This window comes from Cutibacterium modestum (assembly GCF_008326345.1).
GTDB classification, from domain to species: Bacteria; Actinomycetota; Actinomycetes; order Propionibacteriales; family Propionibacteriaceae; genus Cutibacterium; species Cutibacterium modestum.
The window spans coordinates 99,643-122,906 of sequence record NZ_BJEN01000002.1; the positions used below are offsets into that span (position 1 = coordinate 99,643).

At 59.8% G+C, this 23,264-nt stretch carries 21 protein-coding genes, 1 tRNA gene and 5 pseudogenes; 20 read left to right on the forward strand and 7 right to left on the reverse strand.

Features of this window, described 5'->3' with window-relative positions:
- The first annotated feature begins 38 nt into the window (after window positions 1-38).
- Both gyrA and F1563_RS05015 read left to right on the forward strand, forming a co-directional pair.
- Window positions 39-2,714 carry a DNA gyrase subunit A gene (gene gyrA / locus F1563_RS05010; RefSeq protein WP_002528423.1) on the forward strand — a complete coding sequence of 892 codons (2,676 nt, stop codon included), beginning with the start codon at window positions 39-41 and terminating at the stop codon, window positions 2,712-2,714.
- The gene (locus F1563_RS05015; RefSeq protein ID WP_007434283.1) at window positions 2,707-3,339 is read left to right on the forward strand and encodes a DUF3566 domain-containing protein; all 633 of its coding nucleotides are present in this window, start codon (window positions 2,707-2,709) and stop codon (window positions 3,337-3,339) included. The genes gyrA and F1563_RS05015 overlap by 8 nt, the downstream gene beginning before the upstream one ends.
- 69 nt (window positions 3,340-3,408) lie before the next feature.
- On the opposite strand, the gene F1563_RS05020 is transcribed toward F1563_RS05015, so the two are convergent.
- Window positions 3,409-4,401: a lactate/malate family dehydrogenase gene (locus tag F1563_RS05020; RefSeq protein WP_002528425.1), complete on the reverse strand. Its 993-nt coding sequence runs from the start codon at window positions 4,399-4,401 to the stop codon at window positions 3,409-3,411.
- 652 nt (window positions 4,402-5,053) lie between these two features.
- Here F1563_RS05020 and F1563_RS14075 point away from each other — a divergent pair.
- The 6 genes and pseudogenes from F1563_RS14075 to F1563_RS05055 all read left to right on the forward strand — a co-directional run bounded on the left by F1563_RS14075 (window position 5,054) and on the right by F1563_RS05055 (window position 8,508).
- Window positions 5,054-6,055 (forward strand): annotated as a pseudogene (locus F1563_RS14075) (LacI family DNA-binding transcriptional regulator).
- Window positions 6,052-6,432, forward strand: a pseudogene (locus tag F1563_RS05035) (ATP-binding cassette domain-containing protein); the annotation flags it as partial. The pseudogenes F1563_RS14075 and F1563_RS05035, both read left to right, overlap by 4 nt.
- Window positions 6,426-7,028: pseudogene (locus F1563_RS05040) on the forward strand (substrate-binding domain-containing protein); the annotation flags it as partial. The pseudogenes F1563_RS05035 and F1563_RS05040, both read left to right, overlap by 7 nt.
- Entirely contained in the window at window positions 7,025-7,960 is a 936-nt protein-coding gene (locus F1563_RS05045) for a ribokinase (RefSeq protein ID WP_002528431.1), read from the forward strand. The pseudogene F1563_RS05040 and the gene F1563_RS05045, both read left to right, overlap by 4 nt.
- Entirely contained in the window at window positions 7,957-8,340 is a 384-nt protein-coding gene (rbsD, locus tag F1563_RS05050) for a D-ribose pyranase (RefSeq protein ID WP_002528432.1), read from the forward strand. Before F1563_RS05045 ends, rbsD begins: the two co-directional genes overlap by 4 nt.
- A 94-nt stretch (window positions 8,341-8,434) precedes the next feature.
- Window positions 8,435-8,508: transfer RNA gene (locus tag F1563_RS05055), tRNA-Ile, on the forward strand.
- Window positions 8,509-8,703: 195 nt separating this feature from the next.
- Here F1563_RS05055 and F1563_RS05060 read toward each other — a convergent pair.
- Window positions 8,704-9,439, reverse strand: a pseudogene (locus F1563_RS05060) (hypothetical protein).
- Between the two features lie 171 nt (window positions 9,440-9,610).
- Between F1563_RS05060 and F1563_RS05065 the strand changes: the two are divergent.
- Window positions 9,611-10,501, forward strand: coding sequence for a M20 metallopeptidase family protein (locus tag F1563_RS05065; RefSeq protein WP_002528434.1), 891 nt, complete (start codon window positions 9,611-9,613; stop codon window positions 10,499-10,501).
- A gap of 253 nt (window positions 10,502-10,754) precedes the next feature.
- On the opposite strand, the gene F1563_RS13535 is transcribed toward F1563_RS05065, so the two are convergent.
- Both F1563_RS13535 and F1563_RS05075 read right to left on the reverse strand, forming a co-directional pair.
- On the reverse strand, window positions 10,755-11,150 hold the full coding sequence (locus F1563_RS13535) for a hypothetical protein (RefSeq protein ID WP_050748897.1): 396 nt from the start codon (window positions 11,148-11,150) through the stop codon (window positions 10,755-10,757).
- Window positions 11,151-11,503: 353 nt separating this feature from the next.
- Entirely contained in the window at window positions 11,504-12,148 is a 645-nt protein-coding gene (locus F1563_RS05075) for an HAD family hydrolase (RefSeq protein ID WP_172623628.1), read from the reverse strand.
- 132 nt (window positions 12,149-12,280) lie between these two features.
- Between F1563_RS05075 and F1563_RS05080 the strand changes: the two genes are divergently transcribed.
- Both F1563_RS05080 and F1563_RS05085 read left to right on the forward strand, forming a co-directional pair.
- Window positions 12,281-13,039: a DeoR/GlpR family DNA-binding transcription regulator gene (locus F1563_RS05080; protein WP_007434290.1), complete on the forward strand. Its 759-nt coding sequence runs from the start codon at window positions 12,281-12,283 to the stop codon at window positions 13,037-13,039.
- A 140-nt stretch (window positions 13,040-13,179) separates the two neighbouring features.
- Window positions 13,180-13,612, forward strand: a pseudogene (locus F1563_RS05085) (hypothetical protein).
- A gap of 44 nt (window positions 13,613-13,656) precedes the next feature.
- Here the strand turns inward: F1563_RS05085 and F1563_RS05090 are convergent.
- Entirely contained in the window at window positions 13,657-14,391 is a 735-nt protein-coding gene (locus F1563_RS05090) for a hypothetical protein (RefSeq protein WP_149302584.1), read from the reverse strand.
- Window positions 14,385-14,858 carry a hypothetical protein gene (locus tag F1563_RS05095; RefSeq protein ID WP_002528440.1) on the reverse strand — a complete coding sequence of 158 codons (474 nt, stop codon included), beginning with the start codon at window positions 14,856-14,858 and terminating at the stop codon, window positions 14,385-14,387. The genes F1563_RS05090 and F1563_RS05095 overlap by 7 nt, the downstream gene beginning before the upstream one ends.
- 199 nt (window positions 14,859-15,057) lie before the next feature.
- Between F1563_RS05095 and F1563_RS15015 the strand changes: the two genes are divergently transcribed.
- Together F1563_RS15015 and F1563_RS15020 are read left to right on the forward strand one after the other, a co-directional pair.
- On the forward strand, window positions 15,058-15,507 hold the full coding sequence (locus F1563_RS15015) for an aminotransferase class I/II-fold pyridoxal phosphate-dependent enzyme (protein ID WP_023033838.1): 450 nt from the start codon (window positions 15,058-15,060) through the stop codon (window positions 15,505-15,507).
- Window positions 15,474-16,115 carry an aminotransferase class I/II-fold pyridoxal phosphate-dependent enzyme gene (locus F1563_RS15020; RefSeq protein WP_002528441.1) on the forward strand — a complete coding sequence of 214 codons (642 nt, stop codon included), beginning with the start codon at window positions 15,474-15,476 and terminating at the stop codon, window positions 16,113-16,115. Before F1563_RS15015 ends, F1563_RS15020 begins: the two co-directional genes overlap by 34 nt.
- Here the strand turns inward: F1563_RS15020 and F1563_RS05110 are convergent.
- A complete protein-coding gene (locus tag F1563_RS05110; RefSeq protein WP_002528442.1) occupies window positions 16,112-16,990 on the reverse strand; it encodes a patatin-like phospholipase family protein in 879 nt (292 codons plus the stop codon). The genes F1563_RS15020 and F1563_RS05110 overlap by 4 nt on opposite strands.
- A gap of 51 nt (window positions 16,991-17,041) precedes the next feature.
- Here F1563_RS05110 and F1563_RS05115 point away from each other — a divergent pair, with 51 nt between their 5' ends.
- From F1563_RS05115 to F1563_RS05145, 7 genes are all read left to right on the forward strand, one after another.
- Window positions 17,042-17,608 (forward strand): GNAT family N-acetyltransferase, encoded by a 567-nt coding sequence (locus tag F1563_RS05115; RefSeq protein WP_036958393.1) that lies wholly within the window; start codon window positions 17,042-17,044, stop codon window positions 17,606-17,608.
- 13 nt (window positions 17,609-17,621) lie between these two features.
- Window positions 17,622-18,278: a hypothetical protein gene (locus F1563_RS05120; RefSeq protein ID WP_036958395.1), complete on the forward strand. Its 657-nt coding sequence runs from the start codon at window positions 17,622-17,624 to the stop codon at window positions 18,276-18,278.
- Between the two features lie 402 nt (window positions 18,279-18,680).
- On the forward strand, window positions 18,681-19,154 hold the full coding sequence (locus F1563_RS05125; RefSeq protein ID WP_002528445.1) for an SAF domain-containing protein: 474 nt from the start codon (window positions 18,681-18,683) through the stop codon (window positions 19,152-19,154).
- Window positions 19,154-19,972 (forward strand): CpaE/TadZ family protein, encoded by an 819-nt coding sequence (locus tag F1563_RS05130; RefSeq protein WP_002528446.1) that lies wholly within the window; start codon window positions 19,154-19,156, stop codon window positions 19,970-19,972. Before F1563_RS05125 ends, F1563_RS05130 begins: the two co-directional genes overlap by 1 nt.
- Before the next feature lie 278 nt (window positions 19,973-20,250).
- Window positions 20,251-21,447 carry a TadA family conjugal transfer-associated ATPase gene (locus F1563_RS05135; protein ID WP_172623629.1) on the forward strand — a complete coding sequence of 399 codons (1,197 nt, stop codon included), beginning with the start codon at window positions 20,251-20,253 and terminating at the stop codon, window positions 21,445-21,447.
- On the forward strand, window positions 21,438-22,319 hold the full coding sequence (locus F1563_RS05140; protein ID WP_002528448.1) for a type II secretion system F family protein: 882 nt from the start codon (window positions 21,438-21,440) through the stop codon (window positions 22,317-22,319). The genes F1563_RS05135 and F1563_RS05140 overlap by 10 nt, the downstream gene beginning before the upstream one ends.
- Window positions 22,312-23,214 carry a type II secretion system F family protein gene (locus F1563_RS05145; RefSeq protein WP_002528449.1) on the forward strand — a complete coding sequence of 301 codons (903 nt, stop codon included), beginning with the start codon at window positions 22,312-22,314 and terminating at the stop codon, window positions 23,212-23,214. The genes F1563_RS05140 and F1563_RS05145 overlap by 8 nt, the downstream gene beginning before the upstream one ends.
- Window positions 23,215-23,264 lie beyond the last annotated feature (50 nt).

Sequence of the window (23,264 nt, forward strand, 5' to 3'; positions counted from 1 at the left end):
TTCATTCCCTCATCCACTGATTATTCAAAGGACACTCCATGGCTGACGACGAGAAGCCCGACGAGCAGAACCAGGCGGACCGTCAAGAATTGGTGACCGGCCGTCACGTTGGGATCCAGCCGGTCGAGATTCGTGACGAAATCCAGAACGCCTACCTCGACTACGCGATGAGCGTCATCGTCGGGCGAGCCCTGCCCGACGTGCGTGACGGCCTCAAACCCGTCCACCGTCGCGTCATCTACGCGATGTATGACGGCGGGTACCGCCCCGACCGCGGCTGGAACAAGTGCTCGCGCGTCGTCGGCGACGTTATGGGCAAGTACCACCCGCACGGCGACTCGGCCATCTACGATACCTTGGTGCGGTTAGCCCAGCCGTGGGCCATGCGGTACAAGCTAGTGCAAGGCCAGGGCAACTTTGGCTCCCAAGGCAACGACGGCGCCGCGGCTATGCGGTACACCGAGTGCAAGATGGCTCCGCTGGCCATGGAAATGGTGCGCGATATCGACCAGGACACCGTCGACTTCCAGCCCAACTACGACAACAAGGAGACCGAGCCGGTTGTCCTGCCGTCGAGGTTCCCCAACCTGCTGGTCAACGGTTCTTCGGGTATTGCGGTGGGTATGGCCACCAACATCCCGACCCACAACCTGCGTGAGGTCAACAGGGCCGTGCAGTGGTCGCTGGCCCACCCTGACGCCTCCTCCGAGGAGCTGCTCGAGGCATGCATGGAGCGCATTAAAGGCCCGGACTTCCCCGGCGGCGCCCTCATCGTGGGTCGACAGGGGATCGAAGACGCCTACCGTACTGGCCGTGGTTCGGTGACGATGCGTGCCGTCATCGATATGGAAGAGGATAAAAAGGGACGTCAGTGCCTGGTCGTCACTGAGTTGCCCTACATGTGCAACCCGGACAATCTCGCCACCAAGATCGCAGAACTGGTGAATTCCGGCCGTATAAACGGCATCGCCGACATACGTGACGACTCCTCGGCTCGTACCGGACAACGTCTGGTTATCGTCCTCAAGCGCGATGCTCAGCCGCGCGTCGTCATGAATAACCTCTACAAACACACCGCGCTACAGGACACTTTCGGCTGCAACATGCTGGCCCTGGTCGACAATGTGCCGCGTACTCTGAGACTGGATCAGTTCATCAGTTACTGGATTGATCACCAAATGGAGGTCATCCGCAGACGTACCGAGTACCGCTTAGCTCAGGCCGAGAAGGACGCCCACATCCAGCGGGCACTCGTCAAGGCCCTCGACATGCTCGACGAGGTCATCGCGCTCATCCGTCGCTCCCCAAATACCGAGGCCGCCAGCACCGGGTTGCAGGAGTTGCTCGATATCGACGAGATCCAGGCTCGCGCCATCCTCGATATGCAGTTGCGTCGCCTGGCCGCCCTGGAGCGTCAAAAGATCATTGACCGACTTGAGGAACTCGAGCGCCTTATCGCCGATTACAAGGCAATTCTGGCTAGCGATGATCGTCAGCGTGAGATCATCTCCACCGAGCTTGCCGAGATTGTTGATAAGTACGGTGACGAGCGTCGCACCCGCATTATCGCGGCCGATGGGGACTTCTCCGAAGAGGACTTTATCCCCGACGATGACGTCGTCGTCACCATTACCCGGGGCGGCTATGCCAAGCGCACCCGCACCGACCTGTATCGGGTTCAGAAGCGCGGTGGCAAGGGCGTTCGCGGCGCCAGCTTGCGTGCTGACGACGAGGTGGCCCAGCTGTTCACCACCACCAACCATCAGTGGATCCTCTTCTTCACGAATATGGGCCGGGTGTATCGCACCAAGGTGTGGCAACTACCGGAAGCTGGTCGGGACGCCAAGGGTGGTCATGTCGCTGGGCTGCTGAGCTTTCTACCCGACGAAAAGATCGCCCAGGTTATGACCCTGCGGTCCTATGAGGATGCCGAATATCTCCTCCTGGCCACTCGCAAGGGTATGGTTAAGAAGACAGCTCTCAAGGCTTATGACTCGTCTCGGCAGGCTGGCGTCATCGCCATCAACTTCCGTACCGAGGACGATGAGCTCATCGGTGCTGAGCAGTGTTCCGCCGGCGACGACGTGCTGCTTATCAGCCGCAAGGGTCAGGCGATCCGATTCTCCGCCGGCGACGACCAGCTGCGATCAATGGGGCGTGCTACTTCGGGTGTTACCGGCATGAAGTTCCGTGGCGACGACGAGTTGCTGTCGATGTCGATCATCCACTCCGACATGCCTGAAGACGATCGGTTCGTGTTCACTGCGACCGGCGGTGGCTACGCCAAGCGCACTGCCGTCTCGGAGTACCGTCAGCAGGGGCGTGGAGGGCTCGGCATCAAGGCGATGGCCCTTAGTGAGGAGCGTGGCTCTCTCGTTGGTGGCCTGGTGGTGAGCGAGGCTGACGAGATCATCGCGATTAAGACGTCAGGGCAAATCACTAGGTCGGCCGTGTCTGAAGTTCCCGCCAAGGGACGCTCCACAATGGGGGTCAAGTTCGTCTCCGTGCGCGGGAAGGACGCTGTTTCGATTATTGCTCTCAACCCCGAGCACGCTGTCGAGGAAAAAGTTACTGAAGAATTAGTGGAAACTGGTGAAGGCGATGCCACGCAGGCCGAATCCAGGGATGTACTGCTGCAAAGCGATACTGTGGACGACGACCGTGCCGCCGATACGGCGGAAAACGACATGAAGCCGGAGGACAACGGTGAGTGACGAGACGAAGGTGACGCATCCCGGTCCCGACGACCCGGAGGCAACCCATTGGACCGCCGGTGATGCCCTCCGTACCTTCCAGGGGAAGGGCGAGCAACGCCCTGATCCGCGTCAGGAGTCTGATCGCAAGCGGACGACGGCGTCTACCCCGGTAAGGCGTGCCAATTCGCGGACTACCCAGGGGGAGAAGGCCCCGAACCGGCGAGAACCACATCGTTCGCCCCAGGCGCATCGGCCGACACGCGCTGCGAGACGCACGCGCAAGGCCCGGTTGCGTCTGACCCGCGTCGACCCGTGGTCGGTCATGAAGACCTCTCTGCTATTCGGTGTGGCAGGCGCGGTGATTCTCTTCATCGCAACTTGGATTATCTGGGGCATCATTGGTGCTTCGGGTGCCTTCGATTCCATGAATAAGGTTGTCAACGACCTCATCAGCTCGCCAAGTTCGACGTCAAAGTTCCAGCTATCTGATTACGTTAATACCGGGCGTGTGCTAGGTTTGACAGCCCTTATTGGAGCCATCAATGCGGTGCTGTTTACCGCGATCTCGACCTTGTTTAGCTTCCTTTACAATCTTGCTGCTCAGGTCATGGGTGGTTTGGAGGTTACCCTCGCTGAGGACTGAAGTCGGTGTCGTCATGGCGTACCGAACTCGTTGCCGTGATTGAGGATCCCCTGATGTGGGGAGGTGGACTCAGGTGGGTCGTACCGAGTCGTACACCCCACGCACTGCTTTGGCCGAGGCTAGCAGTTTCTGCTGTTCCCAGTCGTTGAGGGCGATGTCGAGGTGGTGCTCTACCCCGCGACCACCGATCACCGTCGGTAGGGACAAAGACACTTCGCCGTGGAACCCCATGACCCCGTCGGCCAGCGTGCACACCGGATGAATAGACCGCTGGTCGAGCAGCATGGCCCGTGCCAGACTCACTGCCGCCTTTGAAATCCCCGAGGAGGTCCATCCCTTGCCTTCGAGCACGTCGAAGGCCGATTGGACGACGTCGTGGCCCACCTGCTCGGCAGACAATGGCGGCAGACCTAGAGTGGTCGTCACCTCGGCTAGGGTGAGGCCACCGATTGTCGCGTGCGAGAGATAAGGGAACGCCGTTGCGCCGTGCTCGCCCAACATGAAGGCTTGCACCGGGTCGGGACTGACCCCAGCCCAGTCGGCTAGATGACGGCGCAGTCGGGCTGAGTCGAGGGCGGTACCGGTGCCCAATACGAGGTTTGTTGGGTAGTCGAACTCGGTCGCTGCGATGTGGACGTTGACGTCCAGGGGGTTGGTGATGAGGATGACCGGGGCGCTGTGGGTGTAGCGGCAGATGTTTTCCATCACCTCCCGGATGATCTTCGAGTTGATCTGGGCCAGCGAATTGCGGGAGTCATGATCGCCGCCATAGGTGTCGGGTAAGACGGAAGGCCCGGCGGAGACGATGATGGCGTCGGCGCTGCGGCATGCGTCATAGTCGGCTGCCGTGATGGTGGTTGTCGTGACGGGAGCGACGGCGGTGGCTTGGTGGTTGTCAAGTGCTTGGCCTTCACGGACCTTATCGTCGACGTCGATAAGGGATATGCGCGAGAAGAGTCCCAGGGCGGCGGCATTGGTGACGACATCTGAGCCGACGTGGCCGATCCCAATGACGACGAGGTGCGGTGCGATTGACATAGATATCCTTCCGTTGGTCTTCATCGTCTCACTTAGTGCCTCAGTCGTCTTTGACAGTGAGATCGTGAGGCTTCTGTACTCTTACTTAGCACGTACTGCAACGAACTGAAACAGTGTTGCAATGGATGTATAGGTTCTGCTTCCGCACCGGCGGGCACCTCGGCGGCGCTCTCGTGAAACTCCTTGAGGATCAGTGGTTTGATCGCAAGTCAGAATGCATCAGTGCCCAAGGCCTCGCGCGTCCACTTATCCTTCGCACCTTTCGATACGGCGCATTGCCACGGAATCCCATGCTTAGTGGCGCTTGCTATGACGATGCATATATGCCTACTGGTAGGTGCTGTAACCGCGTCGTGTACCAGTGTGTTTGAGTGCGCGTGCGTTGTGGCGGCCAAGAGCTGCGGACTTGGTGTGGCAAACGTGTTCGTCTTCGGATTAGTTGCCACTTCGCATGGCACAACCCTGCGGTGTGCGCAGGATTGCCACAGCCTCGAAAACCACGGTTGATGAGGAACCCGCAGGATTGTCGGGGACGCGGTGCAGATTTCGTAGTGCCCCTTGGCACTGGTTGTCCAATGTGATTCCATTAAATCACGTACTTATGGAAACGTTTCCATAAGGTGAATCAGGGGAATGATCCCCGGCACCTCGCACTCGACGATGAGAGGAGGGGAAGGTGAATCGCAAACCGACGATCAAGGATGTCGCGCGGCTGGCAGGAGTGTCAGTGGGGACGGCGTCAAGGGTTCTCAATGGCAATTCCGCGACCTCGGAAGCATCACGCAGTGCGGTGCGGAGCGCCGCCCAGGAGCTGGGCTACCTGTCGAACGCTCATACTAGGTCGTTGCGGTCTGCCCACAGTGGCGTCATCGGGTTGGTCGTACCAGATATCCGCAACCCGTACTTTGCTGAGTTGGCGTCCGTCGTTGAGAACGCGTGTCTCGCTCATGGTTGGGCAACGTTGCTGTGCAATGCCGACGAGTCTCCCGACCAGTTCAACCGGTACGTCGATACTTTACGTCGTCAGAGAGTTGACGGGGCGATTGTGACGCCGACTAGCAGTGGCGGGCGGGCCGTCACGGAATTAGTTGACGACGGTGTCCAGGTAGTGTGCGTGGACCGCGAAATCACGAGGTCTTCGCTGTCAGCCGTTACTTCTGATCCCTAGAATGGCATGAGAGAGGCCGTCGATCACCTGGTGGATCGTGGGCATTGCAGGATCGGTTTTATTACCGGGCCTCAGCAAACCTCGACGGGCTTGGAACGCTACCAGGCCTATCGTCAACTGTTGGCTGAGCACGGGGTCGACAGGGACCTCGTTGTCGAAGGTGACTTTCAGGAAGAATCGGGACGCGTGGGTGCTCGACGACTACTTGACGGTGGTGTAACTGCCATTTTTGCCTCTGACTCTCTCATGTCGATGGGGGCGCTGCGAACATGCATTGACCAGGGGATCCGCATCGGTGACGAGATTGACTTGGTCGGTTTTGACGACTTGCCGGTGTTTAGCCTCACTAACCCAGCCCTCACCGTGGTTGCCCAGGATATCGACGCCATGGGGAAGGTCGCCGTCGACCTACTCAACCGTGCTATGTCAGGCGAGCCAACTAGCTCTATTCGCTTGGACACCCACCTCATCGTCAGGGCGTCAACCCGAATGGTCAAGGAGGACCAGTGACACCAGTACTTCGACTCGACCACGTCAACAAGGCATTCGGACCCGTCAAGGTCATTCAAGACGTGTCGGTGGACGTCATCCCGGGAAAGGTGCGCGTCCTGCTCGGTGAGAACAGAGCCGGAAAGTCCACCCTCATCAAGATGATGAGCGGCATTTACCACCCCGATTCTGGCTCGGTTATTATTGACGGTAACCTCGTCGAATTGCCTACCGTCAAGGCCGCGGAAGCTCAGGGCGTCGCGACGATTCATCAGGAACTCAACCTCGTTCCGCAGATGTCAGTCGCTGAGAACATCATGCTGGGACGTACCCCCAGCCGTGGTGGACTGGTTAGCTGGGGCCCGATGCGGGATCAGGCTCGTGCTGCGCTAACAAGGCGAAAATTCCAGTTATTGCGGTCGATTGCAGCTCCTCGAGCGGGGATGTCGCATCCTTTATCGCTTCCGACAACGTCGCCGGTGGTGCCGAGGCGGCCAAGGAGCTTGCAAGAATTATGAGTGATAAGGGCGAAATCATCCACCTGCAAGGGACTCCAGGTGCCTCAGCGTCGCGTGACCGTGGCAAGGGGTTCAGTGACGAGATTGCTAAGCACTCGGGCATCAAGGTGGTTGCCAAGCAGACCGCCAATTTTGATCGCTCTAAGGCTCTCGACGTGACGACCAACCTCGTGCAGGCCCACCCAAAGGTAACCGGCATCTTCGCTGAGAATGACGAGATGGCTATCGGTGCGATTTCCGCCCTCGGTTCGAAGGCTGGTAAGAGTGTCAAGGTCGTGGGATTCGACGGCACTGCCGATGGAATTAAAGCCGTTAAGGCCGGGACTCTCGGAGCGACGATTGCTCAGCAGCCCGGTTTGTTGGGCAAGACCGCAGTGGACCAGGCAGCCGAAATCCTGGATGGCAAAGAAGTGTCAAAGACAACCCCGATTAAGGTCTTGCTGGTGACTAAGGACAACGCAAAGGATTACGAATGAGTGACCAGTCCGCGGCAGCGAAAGTCGTCGTTGTCGGGTCAATTAATGCCGACATGAGGGTCGGTGTGGAGAGGTTTCCGGGGCCGGGGGAGACTCTGGCTGGGGGAAAGGCCACGCTGACCCCTGGCGGGAAGGGAGCGAACCAAGCCCTGGCGGCGGCGCGCTGCGGCGTTCGGGTGGAGATGGTCGGAGCTGTGGGCAAGGATCCGACGGCTGATACGGCGCTCTCCTTACTCTCGGAGTGCGTTGGTCTTGGCGGTGTCGTGCGTAGGGACATTCTGACTGGCACCGCAATCGTTATGGTGGCGGATTCGGGGGAGAATTCGATTATCGTGATCTCTGCTGCCAATGGGACCGTTGACTCTGCGAGCGTCCGTGCTCAAGCCGAGCGGGTCGAGAGCGCTAACATCGTGGTATGCCAAGGCGAGATCCCATCTGACGGAATTGCCGAGGCGGCTCGTCGTGCGAAGCGGTTCGTGTTCAATTTAGCCCCGGTTATTGACGTCGATTCTGACGTGATTCGTATGGCTGATCCGCTGGTGGTTAATGAGCATGAAGCGGCCTTGGTCGCTGCCGCGTTGGGGTCAACAACTCCTCATTTGGAGGACGACCCCGATGTCGCCTTGCGGGAGCTGCTGGGTCTGGGGTGTCGTAGCGTCGTCATCACCTTGGGATCGGCGGGGTGCATCGTCGGTGGGCCAGAAGGGTTTGATTCCGTAGCCGCGGCGAGAGTAGAAGCTGTTGACACCGTCGGTGCCGGCGATGCGTTCGTCGGTGCGTTGGCTGCGGAACTGGCTCGTGGCCGTACTCTTCTCAAGGGTTGCCGCTTTGCGCCCGCGGTGGCGACTGCGACGGTAACTAAGCCGGGAGCTCAGGCCTCTTACCCCAGTACTGCGGAGGTAGAGGATATTCGTCGAGGAGAACATGCATGAAAAAGAATGGACTGCTCAATCCACATTTATGTGCGGCGGTGGCCAGGCTGGGGTATACTCAGACATTCGCGGTGGCTGACGCTGGATTGCTGATTCCTCGCGACGTCCCGGTGATTGATCTTGCTCTGATACTGGGAGTCCCAAGGTTTCAGGAGGTTTTCGATGCCATCCTTGACGAGGTCGTCGTCGAAGGGGCCACGATTGCTCATGAGGCCCTTGGTCATGAGCCGGAATCTTGGGTAAAAAACCGGATCGAAGAGGTTCACACGGTCAGTCATGAGGACCTCAAGAAGACGCTGCCCAGTGTCTCCTTCGTGGTACGGACGGGAGAGACGACCCCGCATTCGAACGTTATCGTGCGTTGTGGAGTGCCGTTTTAATACGGGCGCGGCACCTCGATCAGATCCCGATTTGGTTCTAGGCGTGTGGTCCAGTAGAGTTTTCACTCGTAACCGGGAAATTGGTCGAGGTTTTGGGCCTATAGCTCAGTCGGTTAGAGCGCCGCCCTGATAAGGCGGAGGTCACTGGTTCAAGTCCAGTTAGGCCCACCCAGGAAAGCCCTAGTCAGAGGGTATTTAGTAAACAGTAGTCGCCGCGTGATCCACGTATAGTTCGCGTCAGAAGTGATGATTCGGCGGGACTAAGCCAGTTTTACGATTGCCGATCCCAATGCGAGATCAATCAATGGGCGACTCTGTCGGTGTTACTCCACATGTCGCTGACATCGGCGTTTCGTGACGGGCTCACCATGGCCGGATTCTTTGTTCTCCTGGGGTGGCGTGAATGCGCTGTGGCGGTTGGCCTTGGAGGAGGGTGATGAGGTCAAATAGCCATCCAAGGGCTGTGATGTCGTCAGGCATGTGCCAGGTGAGGGTTTCTTTGTCGCCGCGGGGTGTGTGCCCTAACCACGGATATTCGGGGTCCGGTGGGAACCAGCGACTGACTGGTGTCGCGCGAGAGCTCAGGGTCGAGGGCGAGATTCGCGACGGTGGCGTGCCAGGTATGGGTGAGATGGGGAGACATCCACCGGCAGATTTCGGTGCTGAGGGTCCAGATCATATGCATGTGCGTGTCGGGGTCCGGATTGAGGAGATCCCAGCCGTGGGGGTCGAAGTCAATGCATTCGACGTCGATACTTTGGGGTGTGGATAACCCAATGAGCCGGAGGGCGTCGGCGAGGACGAGCATAGTTTTCATGCCGGGTCTTCCGATGAGATGGTGCCCCGGGTAGGAATCCAGGCGGAGGGTGAGATACTCGGCTTGACTTATGTCGGATATGACTACCCCGATGGGTTCTTCTATGAGGTATTTCCGGCTTTCTAACTGGGGTTGGCTGAGGTATCCGTGGGATCGAGCTGATTCCATAAGAATTCGTAGTTCATCGGTGTCGGTGAAGGCTCCGATGTCGTTGGGTGCGAGGTGAACCGTTGTGCTGATGGCTACATTGCCAGTGATGCATGGGGGTTGTTCTTCTACCATGGTTGGCAGTTTAATATCGCGTATTGTGAGAACTTGGGCCATTATTCCTTTGAAGTATTAATGGCTATCTTCCCAGCACTCTACCTGTGTCCAATATGTGAACAATCTTATATTTCGTCTCGTTGTTCGAGGTTCGAGAAGGTTAAGAAACCTAACAGAGAGCGAGGACACATGGGCAGCGGGTTTCTCAACACCCTCAAAGACGATCTCGTCGCACTGCGACATGAGTTCCACGGCATACCGGAGCTCGGCCTCAATCTGCCTCATACCCAGGCACGGATTTTGCAGGAGCTCGAGGGGCTTCCGCTGGAGATCAGCACCGGCAAGGAGTTGAGCTCAATCGCCGCGGTGTTGCGGAGACGTGGCACCCCGACTGGGGAACGTCGCGCAGTGTTATTGCGCGCCGATATGGACGCTCTGCCGGTGGTGGAGCGCACCGGGCTGGAATGGGCTAGCACGAATGGCAATATGCACACGTGTGGCTACGATTGCCACATGACCTGTCTGGTTGGGGCCGTCCGTGAGCTGTGTGAGCGGGTCGATGAGCTCCCCGGCGACGTCGTCTTCATGTTTCAACCGGGTGAGGAGGGCGAAGGTGGCGCTCAATGGATGATCGATGAAGGCGTCTTAGAGGCTTCTGGACGCCGAGTCGACGCCGTCTACGCTCTACACGTGTGGTCGGGCATGGACGACGCCGGCACCTACCACTGTCGATCAGGCACCGTCATGGCCTCTAACGACAACTCGACCGTCGTTTTTGAAGGCTGCGGCGGACACGGGTCAGCCCCGCATCTTTCTCACGACCCGGTACCAGCGGCAGCTGAGCTCGTATTGGCGTTGCAGACGATGGTCGCCCGGCGCTTCGATGTTTTCGACCCTGTCGTCGTCACGTCGGGACATATCATTGCCGGAACGGCCCGCAACGTCATCCCTGAGGACGCCACCGTCGAGTCGACCTTACGCGCCTTCTCCCCGCAAGCTCGCGACCGCCTTTTTAAACTCATCCCAGAAGTTGCGCACGGCGTAGCCCGCGCCCACGGCGTCACAGCCGAGTATATCTAAGCTACGGATACTGTCTGTGCACTACCATATGTGATCTGTAACAGGGCGACCCGACCTATTGCCCCCAGGTGCTGCACCAGACCAGCGAGTTTTAGTTGCTTGAACGAGGAACGACTTTTTACTACTGAAAACATAATCCTCAGGTTATCGTTAGGGATCTCTCCCAGAAGATATGGAGTTCCTCTTTCACGTCGGGGAAAAAGACTTGCCTTCGTCAAGACACGAGGATCTCCCCGTGGGAAACGTGGTTGGGTCACCGACTAACCTGCCTACCGCCCACCCCATTGGTCGCGTCAAAGTAGTGCGGTCGGATCGTCCGCCCGAACGTGGCCGTGTGGTAGATGTTGGGACGCATCGCCGTGGTGGTGGTTTCGTAGGTACACAGCGTTGCGACAGGGAAAGTCCATACGGTCGGAGCGAGTTGTTGGTGGCTCCAGGTGACGAGGTTTTCGGGGTGTTCGACGGGGCCGCGGAAGTGGAGCAGGGACACGTACCAGAGATCCCGGGGACTGAGGATACCTTCCCGGTAGGCGTCCGGCCCGAGTTCCTGGCCGAGCGTGTGGGTGCGGAATTCGTCGGCGTCTGGGCTGGTGGGGTGCAGGAGCGCAAGAACACCTCCGGGGGTTATCAGGAGGCGCTCGAGTTTCATGGACAAGGGTGCGTGACGGGCACAGGCTCGGTCGAGCGCGCTCGCGCATCTGGTCGCGAACGGGTCTTGCTGCGGTACCGGCCGCCGGTTTTCCAGCGCTCGGACGGTGACGTGTGCACAGTCCGTAGCCCCGCTGTGCAGGTGGTCTGTCCCGGCGAGGCCGACGGCTTCCTGTGTCAGGGCGGCCAGCATGTTCTCTGCTGGCGGTGGGGGCAGCAGGATGATGCTCAGTGGCCAGCGTGCCGCCCCGTCGCGGGCTGACGGTTCGATGGCGTTGGTTCTGGTGGCCACCGCTTGCTCGCCCTGAGTTTGCAAGGTCGTGACGTTCACGGTTTTCTGCTCTCTCGATCGAGCTATTCGAAGTATGGCTGAGCGAGCAGGCGGTGCAGGTCGACAAGGTCGTGACACACGATGTCAGCATCACTGCGTCCTCCCACGGCAACGACCACGGTGCCGGCGCTGCGTGCAGCTGCGAGGCCGGACGCAGAGTCCTCCACGGCCAGCGTTCGGGCTGGCGTGGCACCGCAGGAGCGGACTGCGTGGAGGTAGCCGTCGGGCGCTGGCTTGCCATGCGCGACGTCTTCGAGGGTGACCAAGAGCGGTGGGTCGATGGTGGCAGCGCTGAGCCGGGCGAGCGCGAGTCGTCGCGGCGCGTTGGTGACGACGCCCCAGGGGATGTGGTGGGCCTCGAGCCAGATGAGGAGTTCCAGGGCACCTGCCGCCGGCTTGATGCTGTCGAGCTGTATGCACTCCTGGTCTAGCTGGGCATTCACTATGCTCTGAAGGATCTCTGAGTCGATATGCGGCAAGAAATGGGTGATGGTTGCGGCCACATCCCGGCCATGGCACCAGGCCAGGACATCAGCAATGGGGATGCTATTCCGTTCAGCCCAGGCTGACCAAATAGATTCGACCGCTGCGCTGGAGTCCACCAGCGTCCCGTCCATGTCGAACAGGACCGCCTGGATACCAGCCAGTCGTGAATCAGTGCGTGTTATTGCCGCCTCCATCCTGCCCGGCCACCTGGCGGCACACGCTTGCGGTGACGACCAGGCCCTTGGTACTGAGGATGGCCCAAATTCGCTGCCACGTATGAAACATGCAACTAGCATGTATGATTGAATAATCATATGCAACGATTATTTCGTCAGAAAATGATCATCAACTCTCTCGGAGCCTCACCGACTTCGGTGGATGCACTCGTAGAGCTTACCGGCGCTTCGCCGGCGACGATCCGCCGCGATTTGACCGAGCTCGAAGGCCACGGACAGTTACGCAAGGTGCATGGCGGGGCGGTGACGGTGAACCTGCGCGGTATGCCTATGCCCTACTCCTTGCGGTCGGACGAGAACGCTGCCGGCAAGGCGGCCATAGCCCAGCTGGTCTCCCGCCTCGTGACCGACGACATGTCCGTGATCATCGACAATGGCTCGACCATGGTCGCCGTGGCACAGGCTCTTCAGGAACGTCCCATCACGGCCTTGTGTCTCTCGTTGCGTGCCGCGCTGTCCCTGGGTGAAGGCGGCGTAGCCACCGTAAGCACGCCGGACGGAACGCTCATGCCCGAAAGCCTGCGCTACGAGGCTGCTTCATGCTTACGCGCGTTAGGTGCGTTCCGGGCCGATGTCGCCATCATCGGCACATGTTCTGCCTCTCCTGCCATGGGCCTGACGGTCACGACACATCAAGACGCCCTGGTGAAACGCGCCATCCTCGCATCCTCGGCCCGGGTTATTCTGGCTGCTACGAGCGACAAGCTTTCACGGACCTCGAGTTTTCGCTTCGGAGGCATCGAAGACATCGACGACTTGGTCACCATGCAAGATGCGCCTCAGGCAACGCTTGACGCCTTCCGGGCCGCCGGAAGCAAGGTCCACGTCACCGACTAACCACCACCGGGAAACGCGCAATTCTCGGCTACTTAGAGGATCTCTTGCAAGATCCGGCTCGGCCACGTCGAGTCTTAGGGGACTAGAACCCTCGCTCCCTATTCGGTCACCCACCCCGGCCGGTCAGGCTCTCACTTGGTCTGCGCGATCCTGGTTCTGCCAGATCGGGAGAGGCTCAAGAGAGGAATGCGCCGCCCAAAGAAGCTATACCCTCTTACGCCCACCATCATCGTGCAACGCAAACGAACTAAGGAGTAGACCGCTCTAGATCCGGTCATAAATGGGGTAGATCCCCGCAAACGCAGCGTCACGATCGAGATCAGGGATGCTCAGGAGACCGTGAGCATGGGCGGCCGGGTTACTACCGTCGCGCCCAGACCACCTTCGTGATTGAGGGGGGTATCGATTGTTCAATCGCGTCCTGTTGGGGCGGGGAAACTTTTGTGGAGGCCGGGGGCTCCTTTTCGTTCTCGAGTAGGTCATGCTGCTAGAAGGTTAATAGAGGGTATGACTATTAAAGAGAGTGTTCCTATTCACCGTGTGAAGAGATGTGAGGTACTTGTGATTGTGTAGAGGATTTTCGAGTTCCCTGATTTATATCTGTGTTTGTGATGGGTTTACCAGGGTCGGATTTTTTGTTCATTTGGGGTGGCGTGGATGTGTTGTGGTGGTTGGCCTTGGAGGAGGGTGATGAGGTCAAATAGCCAGCCTAGGGCTGTGATGTCGTCGGGCATGTGCCAGGTGAGGGTTTCTTGGTGGGCTTGGGGTGTGTGTCCTAGCCAGGGGTATTCGAAGTCTGGTGGGAACCAGCGGTTGATGGTGTTTCGTGTGAGTTGAGGGTCGAGGTTGGGGTTTGTGGTGGTGGCGTGCCAGGTGTAGGTGAGGTGGGGAGACATCCACCGGCAGATCTCGTTGCTGAGGGTCCCGATCATATGCATGTGGTTATCGGGGTCTGGATTGAGGAGGTCCCAGTCGTGGGGGTTGAAATAGACGCATTCGACGTCGATGCTTTGGGGGGTGGATAACCCTATGAGTCGGAGGGCGTCGGCGAGGACGAGCATGATTTTCATGCCGGGTCGTCCGATGATGTGGTGTTCAGGGTGGCAGTCTAGGCGTAGGGTGAGGTATTCGGGTTGGCTGGTGTCGGATACGACTACTCCGATGGGTTCTTCTATGAGGTATTCTCGGTTTTCTAGTGGGGGTGGGCTGAAGTAGCCGTGGGATCGAGCTGATTCCATGAGGATGCGTAGTTCATCGGTGTCGGTGAATGCTCCGATGTCATTGGGTGCGAGGTGGAGCGTTGTGCTGATGGCTACGTTGCCGATGATGCATGAGGGTTGTTCTTTTACCATGGTCGGCAGTTTAATTTCACGTCTTGTGAGTTGGGTCGGTTGGGTGTGTCGATGGCGCCAATAATGTCCACATCGACCTGACCATGATACCATGTAGGTGTGTGGCTGCGACAGGATACTGATCCTGAGGCTCGTTTGCCGCCGCCTCCACCGGCATAGACAGTCACCGGATTCTTCTTGCTAGGAATCTTGTTCACTTGGACCCACTGTGACCCCTTTTTGGCCCACAGATAAACCGTAACTCGGGCCTTCATTCCGCTGAAGTTGCCATGATCATCTAGCCACCATCCATGGACATTGACACTTCCAGCATGACTGGATGAATAGTGAGGATTGTCTATTTTCGATATGAAGGGAGCGGCTTTGGATGCGACTTTGGCGGAACCCTGTTCGGGTCTCAAGTCACTGTTGCCACTAGCAGTGGGGGATGGAGATGTGGTTGGGGAGGCGGATGCGGTAGCAGGCACTGCTAAGGCAAGCTTCAGCGCCAGCAGGGCTGCAGTGGATTTTTGATACATGAACAACTCGTATCACCCGAGGGAGTCGGACGAAGGATCGGGGCCAAGTAAAGCGTGGCTGGTCTGTGCCAGATGTGGTAGAGCATCGCGACAGCGACTGTCGGGGGAGTGTGAAGGAGTCCTAGCGAACGTTGAATGGGAGGATGACGTGAGTCAGGACCGACGTGATGTTGTTCGAGGACTACCGCTCTACAAGCAAGGGGCAAGTCACGGCGAGAACGCTGTGAAGCTGTCATCCAACGAGAATCCTTTCGAACCACTGCCGAGTGTGGTCGAGGCTGTCACTCGTACGCTGCCGAGGTTCAACCGTTACCCGTCGATGAGTGCTGAGGAAGTACGTTCGACCATCGCTGGTCACTTCGGCGTCGACGTGAGCCAGGTGGCGGTGGGGGCTGGATCGACGGAGGTAGCCAGCCAGCTCATGCATGCCTTCGCCGGTGCCGGTGACGAGATCATCTTTCCGTGGCGGTCCTTCGAGGCCTACCCGATCCTCACCAAAGTTGCCGGGGCCACCCCGATCCAGGTGCCGCTGACCGTCGACCTGCGTCATGACCTTGACGCGCCATGGCCGACGCGATCACCGATCTTACCCGCGTGATCTTCCTATGTACCCCCAACAACCCGACCGGAACCGTCTTGCACACCGATGAGGTGGAGGAGTTCTTAGCGAGGGTGCCGGAGGACGTGATCGCCGTCATGGACGAGGCGTATTGCCATTTCAACCGTGGCGCCAGCGCTGTGGACGGGCTCACCCTTCTCGATGACCACCCCAATGTCGTCGTGCTGCGCGCCTTCTCCAAGGCCTATGGGTTGGCTGGGCTGCGGATTGGTTTCGCCATCTCCAACACCGAGATTAGTGACGACCTGCGTCGCGTCGCCACTCCGTTCACGGTGACCTCTCTGGCCCAGCAGGCTGCGATCGCATCGCTGGCCGCCGAGGACGAACTCAACGAGAGGGTCCAGCAAATCGTTACCGAGCGGACCAGGGTCTTCGACGAACTCACCCGCCAGGGGTGGCCAGTCCGACCCTCCCAAGCGAACTTCTTCTGGCTTGCCACAGGTGACGGTACTGACCGGATCGACGAGGTGTTGACGTCGCGGGGCGTTTTCGCGCGTTGTTGGAGTGGAGAGGGAATTCGTCTGTCGATCGGGTCTCCTGCCGAGAACCACCGGGCCATTGGAGCGCTATCCGAGGCTAAGGCTTAGACTCCCAGAAAGTCCCGCCACCGGGGCAGCTCGGCGTTCACCTGGGCCATCCCGACAGCGTAGGCCTGACGCAACTTGGTGACGTTCTTTTCCTTATTGGTCACGGGCATGACGCGTGGGTAGAAGACGTAGGCCTTCCCGTCTGACTCGAGATCGCGCAACATCTCGCGGGTAGCGTTGTACCTGGCTGGTCGGGCGATGGCTGCTTCAGCGACGGCAGGATGGCGTCGGAACAACCGCCGAAGCGCCTGAGGACGTTTGACCTCATTTTTGACGTAATCACGGGTCCGAGTACAGACCACAAAGAACCGGTCATATCCGTCGAGCTGGGCACCGTCGATCGGGATACCACCGGTGTCCCCTAAAGCTCCGTCGACGTACTCGATGCCATCGATGGTTACCGGGGGCATGAATCCGGGCATGGTCGAGGACGCCCGTACCCGCACCATGAGGTCATCCAGTGTTGTCATGTCCTTGCGGGTGAACCATTCCGGCTTGCCGTCGCTGGTACGAGTGGCGCCGATACGTAGGGCCTGGCGTGAGGCGCAGAAGGTATCGAAGTCGAAAGGGAGGGCCTGGTGGGGCTTGGCGGTGCGCTGGTAGATGTACTCGGCATCGAAGTATCCACGCCCCGCCAACCAGGTGCCGAGGTTGCCGAACCGGGGGTCCGCAACGAAGTCAGTGAAGCTACGGCGGGTCCGTTCGGGATCGCGGGAAATGTAGTTTACGGTGAGGCTGGACCCGGCGGAGATACCGGAGACATGCGGGAACTCCCAACCCAGCCCGAGCATCTTGACGACGACGGCGCTGGTGTAGGCGGCACGCATGCCACCTCCTTCAAGGATCAGAGCTGTACCGTTTATAGGAGTCGTCATAGATCCCAGCCTGCCACGCGGTGAGTTGTCGTGGGCAGGCAAAATGGAGACGTGACTCCGCCACGTGACGTTCCCCCTTGCGATGGCCCTGCACGGGTCGGGAAAGTCGAGATCTGCCCTCTCGTTGAGGATGATCTGGAATGGTTGTGGCACTGGAACGTTGAGGTGGTCCATCCGCAGTGGAAGCAGTGGGACGGCCCTTATTTCGGGTTTGACGACGATCGTAGTCTTGCCGAGTTTGCCGAAGAGTGGCGTCCGGGGCTGATGACCGGTCACCGTGCCATCATCACCGTCGACGGGCAGCGGGTCGGGTTCGTTTCCCGGTTCGAGGAGCCGCCAGCCGGAGGAGGCTGGTGGGAGGTCGGGATTGTCCTGTTTAGGCCGACTCTGTGGGGACACGGTGTGGGGCGTCAAGCGCTGCGGTTGTGGACCGAGGCGACTTTTGCCACCACTGATGCTCAGGTGGTGACGCTGACGACGTGGAGCGGCAATGGCAGAATGATTCACTGTGCCAGTGCTGTGGGATACCGCGAATGTGGCAGGATTCCCCAGGCACGATCGTGGCAGGGGCGTCGCTGGGATTCGGTGGCCATGGCCTTGCTGCGTGATGACTTGTGATGGAGGTGAGGGCATGCGCCGCGGTGTGGTTACGTGTGTCGTGCTGGCCTGCGCGCTTGTGCCGGGGTGTAGCACCCTCACCCCTCTGACTACGCCGCAGCCAACCCCGACGATGGCCCGTGAAACCCCGATGGGTACCGACGCGCATCCAGCATGGGCTGTTCCCGTGACGCGATCTGGCAAGAAGCTTGGGCATTTTGGTGATGATCGTATTCGCATCGAGGTGGACCAAGCGGCGATAGCGAAGGCGCCCGAAGATTCCGTTATGGTGGATCCGCAGGGTGGCATCCCGGTGGTGCGCAAAGGCTCGTCCATTGTGCTGGTGCGCTACATCGTTACGAATGTGTCAAAAGCGCCCATCAATTTGGGTTTGGGGACTGTGACGATTACCGCGCGCTATCCGGACTGGAGTTGGCGTCAGCCGTTGGTTTCGGTGTCGGCCCCCGAAGCTGATGCGGCCCACAAAGTTGTGACGACCCCTTTCGCCCGCGGGACTGCGAGGCCACCATACGTGCTGGGGCCGGGTGAATCCTTCATGGTTGGGGCGAACTATCCTTACGAGACTGCGGAGCAACTCGATGTGAAGGCCGACGTCGTGGTGTGCGATACCGCGGGCGCGGTGGACCCCGGATTAGGGTGGACAGTCAGTGGTGAGGTCCATCTGATTTAGTTAGGCCGAGACTCGGGTGACTGTTTCACGGCGGGCGGCAGCCGGGGATCCGCTGTTGATGGTTATCACGGCCGGACATGGGCGCGTCCAGGTCTCATTATCCCCAGGGTTATCCACAGGGCTTGTGGGCAACTGTGGATAGCGTGCTGTGTGCGCGTGGCGCGTGTCACCTCGATTTCGATGTCCACAGATTTGCTGTGCATCTCTTGTCGCCCATGTCAGCTGGCACATAGCTTCGCGGCCATGTCCGTGACTGCGATACCTGCTAGCGCAGCGGCGCCATCTCCCCGGCTGCGTCGTTCACCACGCCTCATCGTCATAGGAGTGCTGTGCGCATGCTTAGGCGGCCTGGGTGGAGCCGTTGCCTGGCACCGCGCTTCTCATGCCGATCAAGTCCTCGTCATGACGCGGGCTGTGGGGCAAGGAGAGGTCGTGCGCAATACCGACATTGGTCTGACCTCAGTAGCCGTCGATCGAGCCGTCGCCACAATCCCGGCCGACCAACTCGACAAGATCGTCGGTCGCCATGCCTTGGTCGATCTGTCATCGGGACAACTCCTCGGGTCCCACTCAGTGGGAGAACTGCGGGTGGCGCCCGGACGCTCCCGGGTAGGCCTCAGACTTGCCGCCGGACGCTTACCTACCGTTTCTCTACCCGCCGGGTCCCACGTCACCGTGGTAGAAACCAGCCCTGACAAGGACACCGGAACCGTCTCACAGCTGTCCACCGTCGACGCTGTGGTCGTCGCGGCGCCCAAGGCGACGGGTGATCATAGTAGTTGGTTGGTCGATGTCGAGGTTGATTCCGGCGACGCTGCCCGGCTTGCTGACCTCGCTTCCCTGGACCGCATCGCCGTCGTGGAAAGGGGACGGTGATGTCAATCATCGTGCTGACCAGTTCCGGGGGATCCCCTGGCCTGACAACGACCGCTCTCGGTCTGGCACTCACTTGGCCGCGTGATGTCGTCCTTGTTGATGCTGACCCGTTCCCCGGTCACGTGATCGAATCGGGGTATCTGATGGGTCGCGTCCCACTGCGCGCCGGACTCATCGGCGTAGCCACAGCCTGCCGTGACGGTGCTGACCCCGTCCAGGCGATGTGGGAGGAGACCATTCCACTTCTCCACGATTCCGACGATCGAACGGTAGGTTTACTCAGCGGATACGGGCATCTCGGACATGCCTCTCTCATGGGAACATCGTGGCCGAGCCTTGTCAGCGCCATGATCGATCTTGGGCGGGCGGGGGTTGACGTCATGGTCGACGCAGGCCGGTTGGGGCCGGAAGGCCTGCCTGAAAGCCTCATTTCCCGCGCCTCCCTCATCGCAATGGTGACGGGATCTCGGCTCCGGCAACTGGCGACCTTGTCCATGCGAACTGAGGAAATGGAGGCCATGTCCTCGACGACCACGGGGACAATGGGACTCATCGTCGTCGGGTCCGGCCGTCCGTACAGCTCCCGCGAGATCGGTCATCAATTTGGTCTTCCGGTCTTTGGTGATGTCGTCTTCGACGCTCGCGCGGCTGCGGTGCTGTCCGACGGGGAACCCGCAGGGAAGCGTTGGGCGCGCGGACGCTACGCCACGAGTGTGCAAAGTGTGGCGGAGTCCATGCAAGAGCGGGTCCGTCGAGCTCATCACGCCGTCACTGGACCTGACGTTCTCGCCACCTCGGCAATGGGGGTGGTGTCATGATGATCGACCAGACTGCTGCGGTTGGCCGATTTAACACTTCGGTACGCTCGAGCGAGGGTGGGGAAAACTTGGCTGGTCTGCTTTCCCGCATCTCCCCGCCCCCACAGGGACCGCCAGCGACGGCGATTACCCCTCCCGCCCGGCGGCGGCTCGACACGAGTGACGTGGACTGGCGCATTGTCGTTGAGTTGCGTCGGAAAGCCTCTGAACGCATCTCGTCGGAACGGGCGTCCCATCGGGAACGCACCGGCGTCGACCTGAGCGGCGACGATGTGCGGATGCTAGGTCAATCGATCGTGCGGCAGGCCGTCGAGTCCCACGCCGAGAAACTGACTGCTGAGGGTCAAGCCCTGTGGAGTACACAGACGAAGGATGCGTACGTCCGCGCGGTCATGGATGCCATCTTCGGGTACGGGCGACTACAGCCTCTCTTCGAAATCCAAGATGCGGAGAATATTGAAATCAATGGCTGCGATCGGGTCTTTGTGCAGTACGGCGATGGACGACGCGAACCCGGTCCCGTGGTGGCCGATGATGATGCTGAACTCGTCGAGGCGATTCGGTTTCTCGGTGAATCGGCCAACCCGCCGCGGCCCTTTGACGACGCTCACCCCACCATGACGGTAGCGTTGGGATCCCAATATCGTCTACACGCTATCGGGTTCGGGTTGTCTTACCGGCCTTCGGTGGTCATCCGCCACCACACCCTGACGAGAGTGACGATCGACGACCTCGTCAATACCGAAATGATGCCTCACTACGTCGGGGTGCTGCTGCGCGCGGCCGTGCTGGCGCGTCGGTCCATCGTCATTGCCGGAGACCAAGGTGCTGGCAAGACGACCTTGCTGCGAGCTTTGGTTGACGCCATTCCATCCACCGAACGATTTGGAACCCTTGAAACTGACTACGAATTGCTCACTCACCTCAACCCAGATCGCGACAATATGGTCGCCCTGCAAGCCACCGTGGGGCTGGGAGAAAAAGTGGACGGTCACTCCCTGGGCGAGTTCACGGTCGCCGACCTCATCCCAGAGGCGCTGCGCCAGAACCTTTCGCGTTTGGTAGTGGGCGAGGTTCGCGGCGTTGAGGCGGCTGCCATGTTCGAGGCCATGCAGGCCGGTGCCGGAACGATGAGTACTACGCACTCCCACTCGGCCACCTCGACCATGGATCGGTTGGCCGGGCGAGTCGCCATGGGCGGGGTCATGACGATTGAGGAGGCATATCGGCAGATCGCGCACAACATCACGTTCCTCGTGCACGTCACCCTGGGTGATGACACTTGGAGAGGAGGTACCCGGACTCGTCACATCACCGAGATTCGTCAACTCACCGGAGCCTTAGAGAACGGACGACCGGTCACCCACCTCGCCTATGCTGCGTCGACGCCAACCAGCCCAGGCGTATTCCACCCGGATCCCGTCCTCGTTGCTGAATTGTCCCACTACGAGCCGGAGGTAACGAGATGGGTATGAACACCACGATTGCCGCACTGCTCGGCGGGCTTTTCGTCGGAGGAGTGATCATGGTGGGCATCGGCATCGCTCCGATTCACCAGTTATCCACAGGGCAATCCACAAGCATGTGGACAACGGTGGACAATTGGTTCTCTCGGCTACCCCGCCGCGATCGCGTTCATGGCCTCACTGGTTTGGGAATCGGTGTCGTAGGTTATCTAGCGACGGGATGGGTCGTGTTGTTGGCGATAGTGCCGGTATTGGCGGTCGTCGTCCCCGCCTTGCTGGCTGATCCACCGCGTCATGACCTCGACGTCATGCGTGCCTTAGAACGGTGGGTGCGTCTCGTCAGCGGGTCGGCATCGACGGGTAAATCCGTCATTGATGCCATCCGGGCGACTCGTCGTCAAGCCCCTGAACTCCTTGTCGGACCACTCACCCGGGTGGTAGCCCGGCTGGATTCGCGGTGGGACACCCGATCTGCCCTACAAGGTTTTGCCGATGATCTCAACAGCGCCGACGCTGATCAAGTTATTGCTGCGACCATGATGGCTGCTGAACGGGGTGGGACAGGAGCTACCACTACCCTTGACGCTCTCGCGGCGTCCCTCCAGGAACGCATCCGGGCAGCTCGAGAGATACGAGTCGAGCGTGCTAAGCCACGGGTCGTGGTGCGCCAGGTCAGCATCATCATCGGCGTTGTGTTGGCAGGTGCCCTCATTCTTGGTCGGGAGTACCTGGCTCCCTATCGCACCGGTGTTGGCCAGCTTCTGTTGTGCTGCTACACGAGTCTCTACCTCGTCGGTTTGATCGCCCTATCCCGGCGTAGCAAGCTGCGACGTCGTGCTCGGATCCTCCTTCGGCGTACAGAGGAGGCAACCTATGGCTGAGTCCACCATCGTCCTTGCCGCTATCTGTGGGGCGTTGCTGGCGTGCGCGCCAGTCTTTGTCATTTTTGGACGGCGCAGTGCCCCCTTGAGACTGTCTGACGCCCTAGCAAGGCTGTCGGGTCACGGGAGTCAGGACGTCATCGTCGAACCCGCGCCGGAGAGTGGACGACTGGAACGGTGGGGAACGAAAACTGCGATCCGGTGGCCGCAGGTGGTGAGTGAGCGATCTCGTCGCACCCTTGCGTTGCAGGGGAGAACCCCTGGCGATCTGGTAGCCGAGAAGGCCGTCATGGCCCTGGGAGGAATGCTCGTCCCAGCACTGGCACGGGTTGTAGCCGCTATCTGTGGGGACACCCTTCCAGTAACCCCGGTCGGGTTGGCGGTGGTTCTTGCCGTTGCCGGCTGGTTCATTCCCGACACTCGGATCAGATCACTGTCCAAAGCGGTGCGCCAGGACGCTGCCGAAGCCGTCTTGGTCTATGTCGATCTCGTCACGCTCGCTCGACTGGCTAACCAGTCAGCTCCGCGGGCCCTTGTCGAGGCGGCGCAGATAAGCGATCACCCTGTTCTGGCGCGTATCCGCACGACTCTGGAGCGCTCCCGGTTGGAGCAGCAGTCACCATGGGCTGGTTTAGACGGGTTGTCGGAGGAACTTGGTCTGCCGGAACTTGCCGAGCTCGTTGAGGTACTACGACTAGACGACCAGGGCGCATCCCTCGCCGGGGCACTGCGCGCTCGGGTCAACGAGATGAGGGACGCCCACCTTAATCGGGAGAAGGTCGAGGCTCAGACGACCTCGGAATCCCTGACGATCTGGATGGTCATTCCCGTCCTTGTGCTGGGGTTAGTGCTCATCACCCCACCGCTGTTGATCATGGCGGGGGTCGCTTCGTGACTACGTCTCGCACCCTCGAATCCCCGACCAGTTACGGGGCACACGACGTC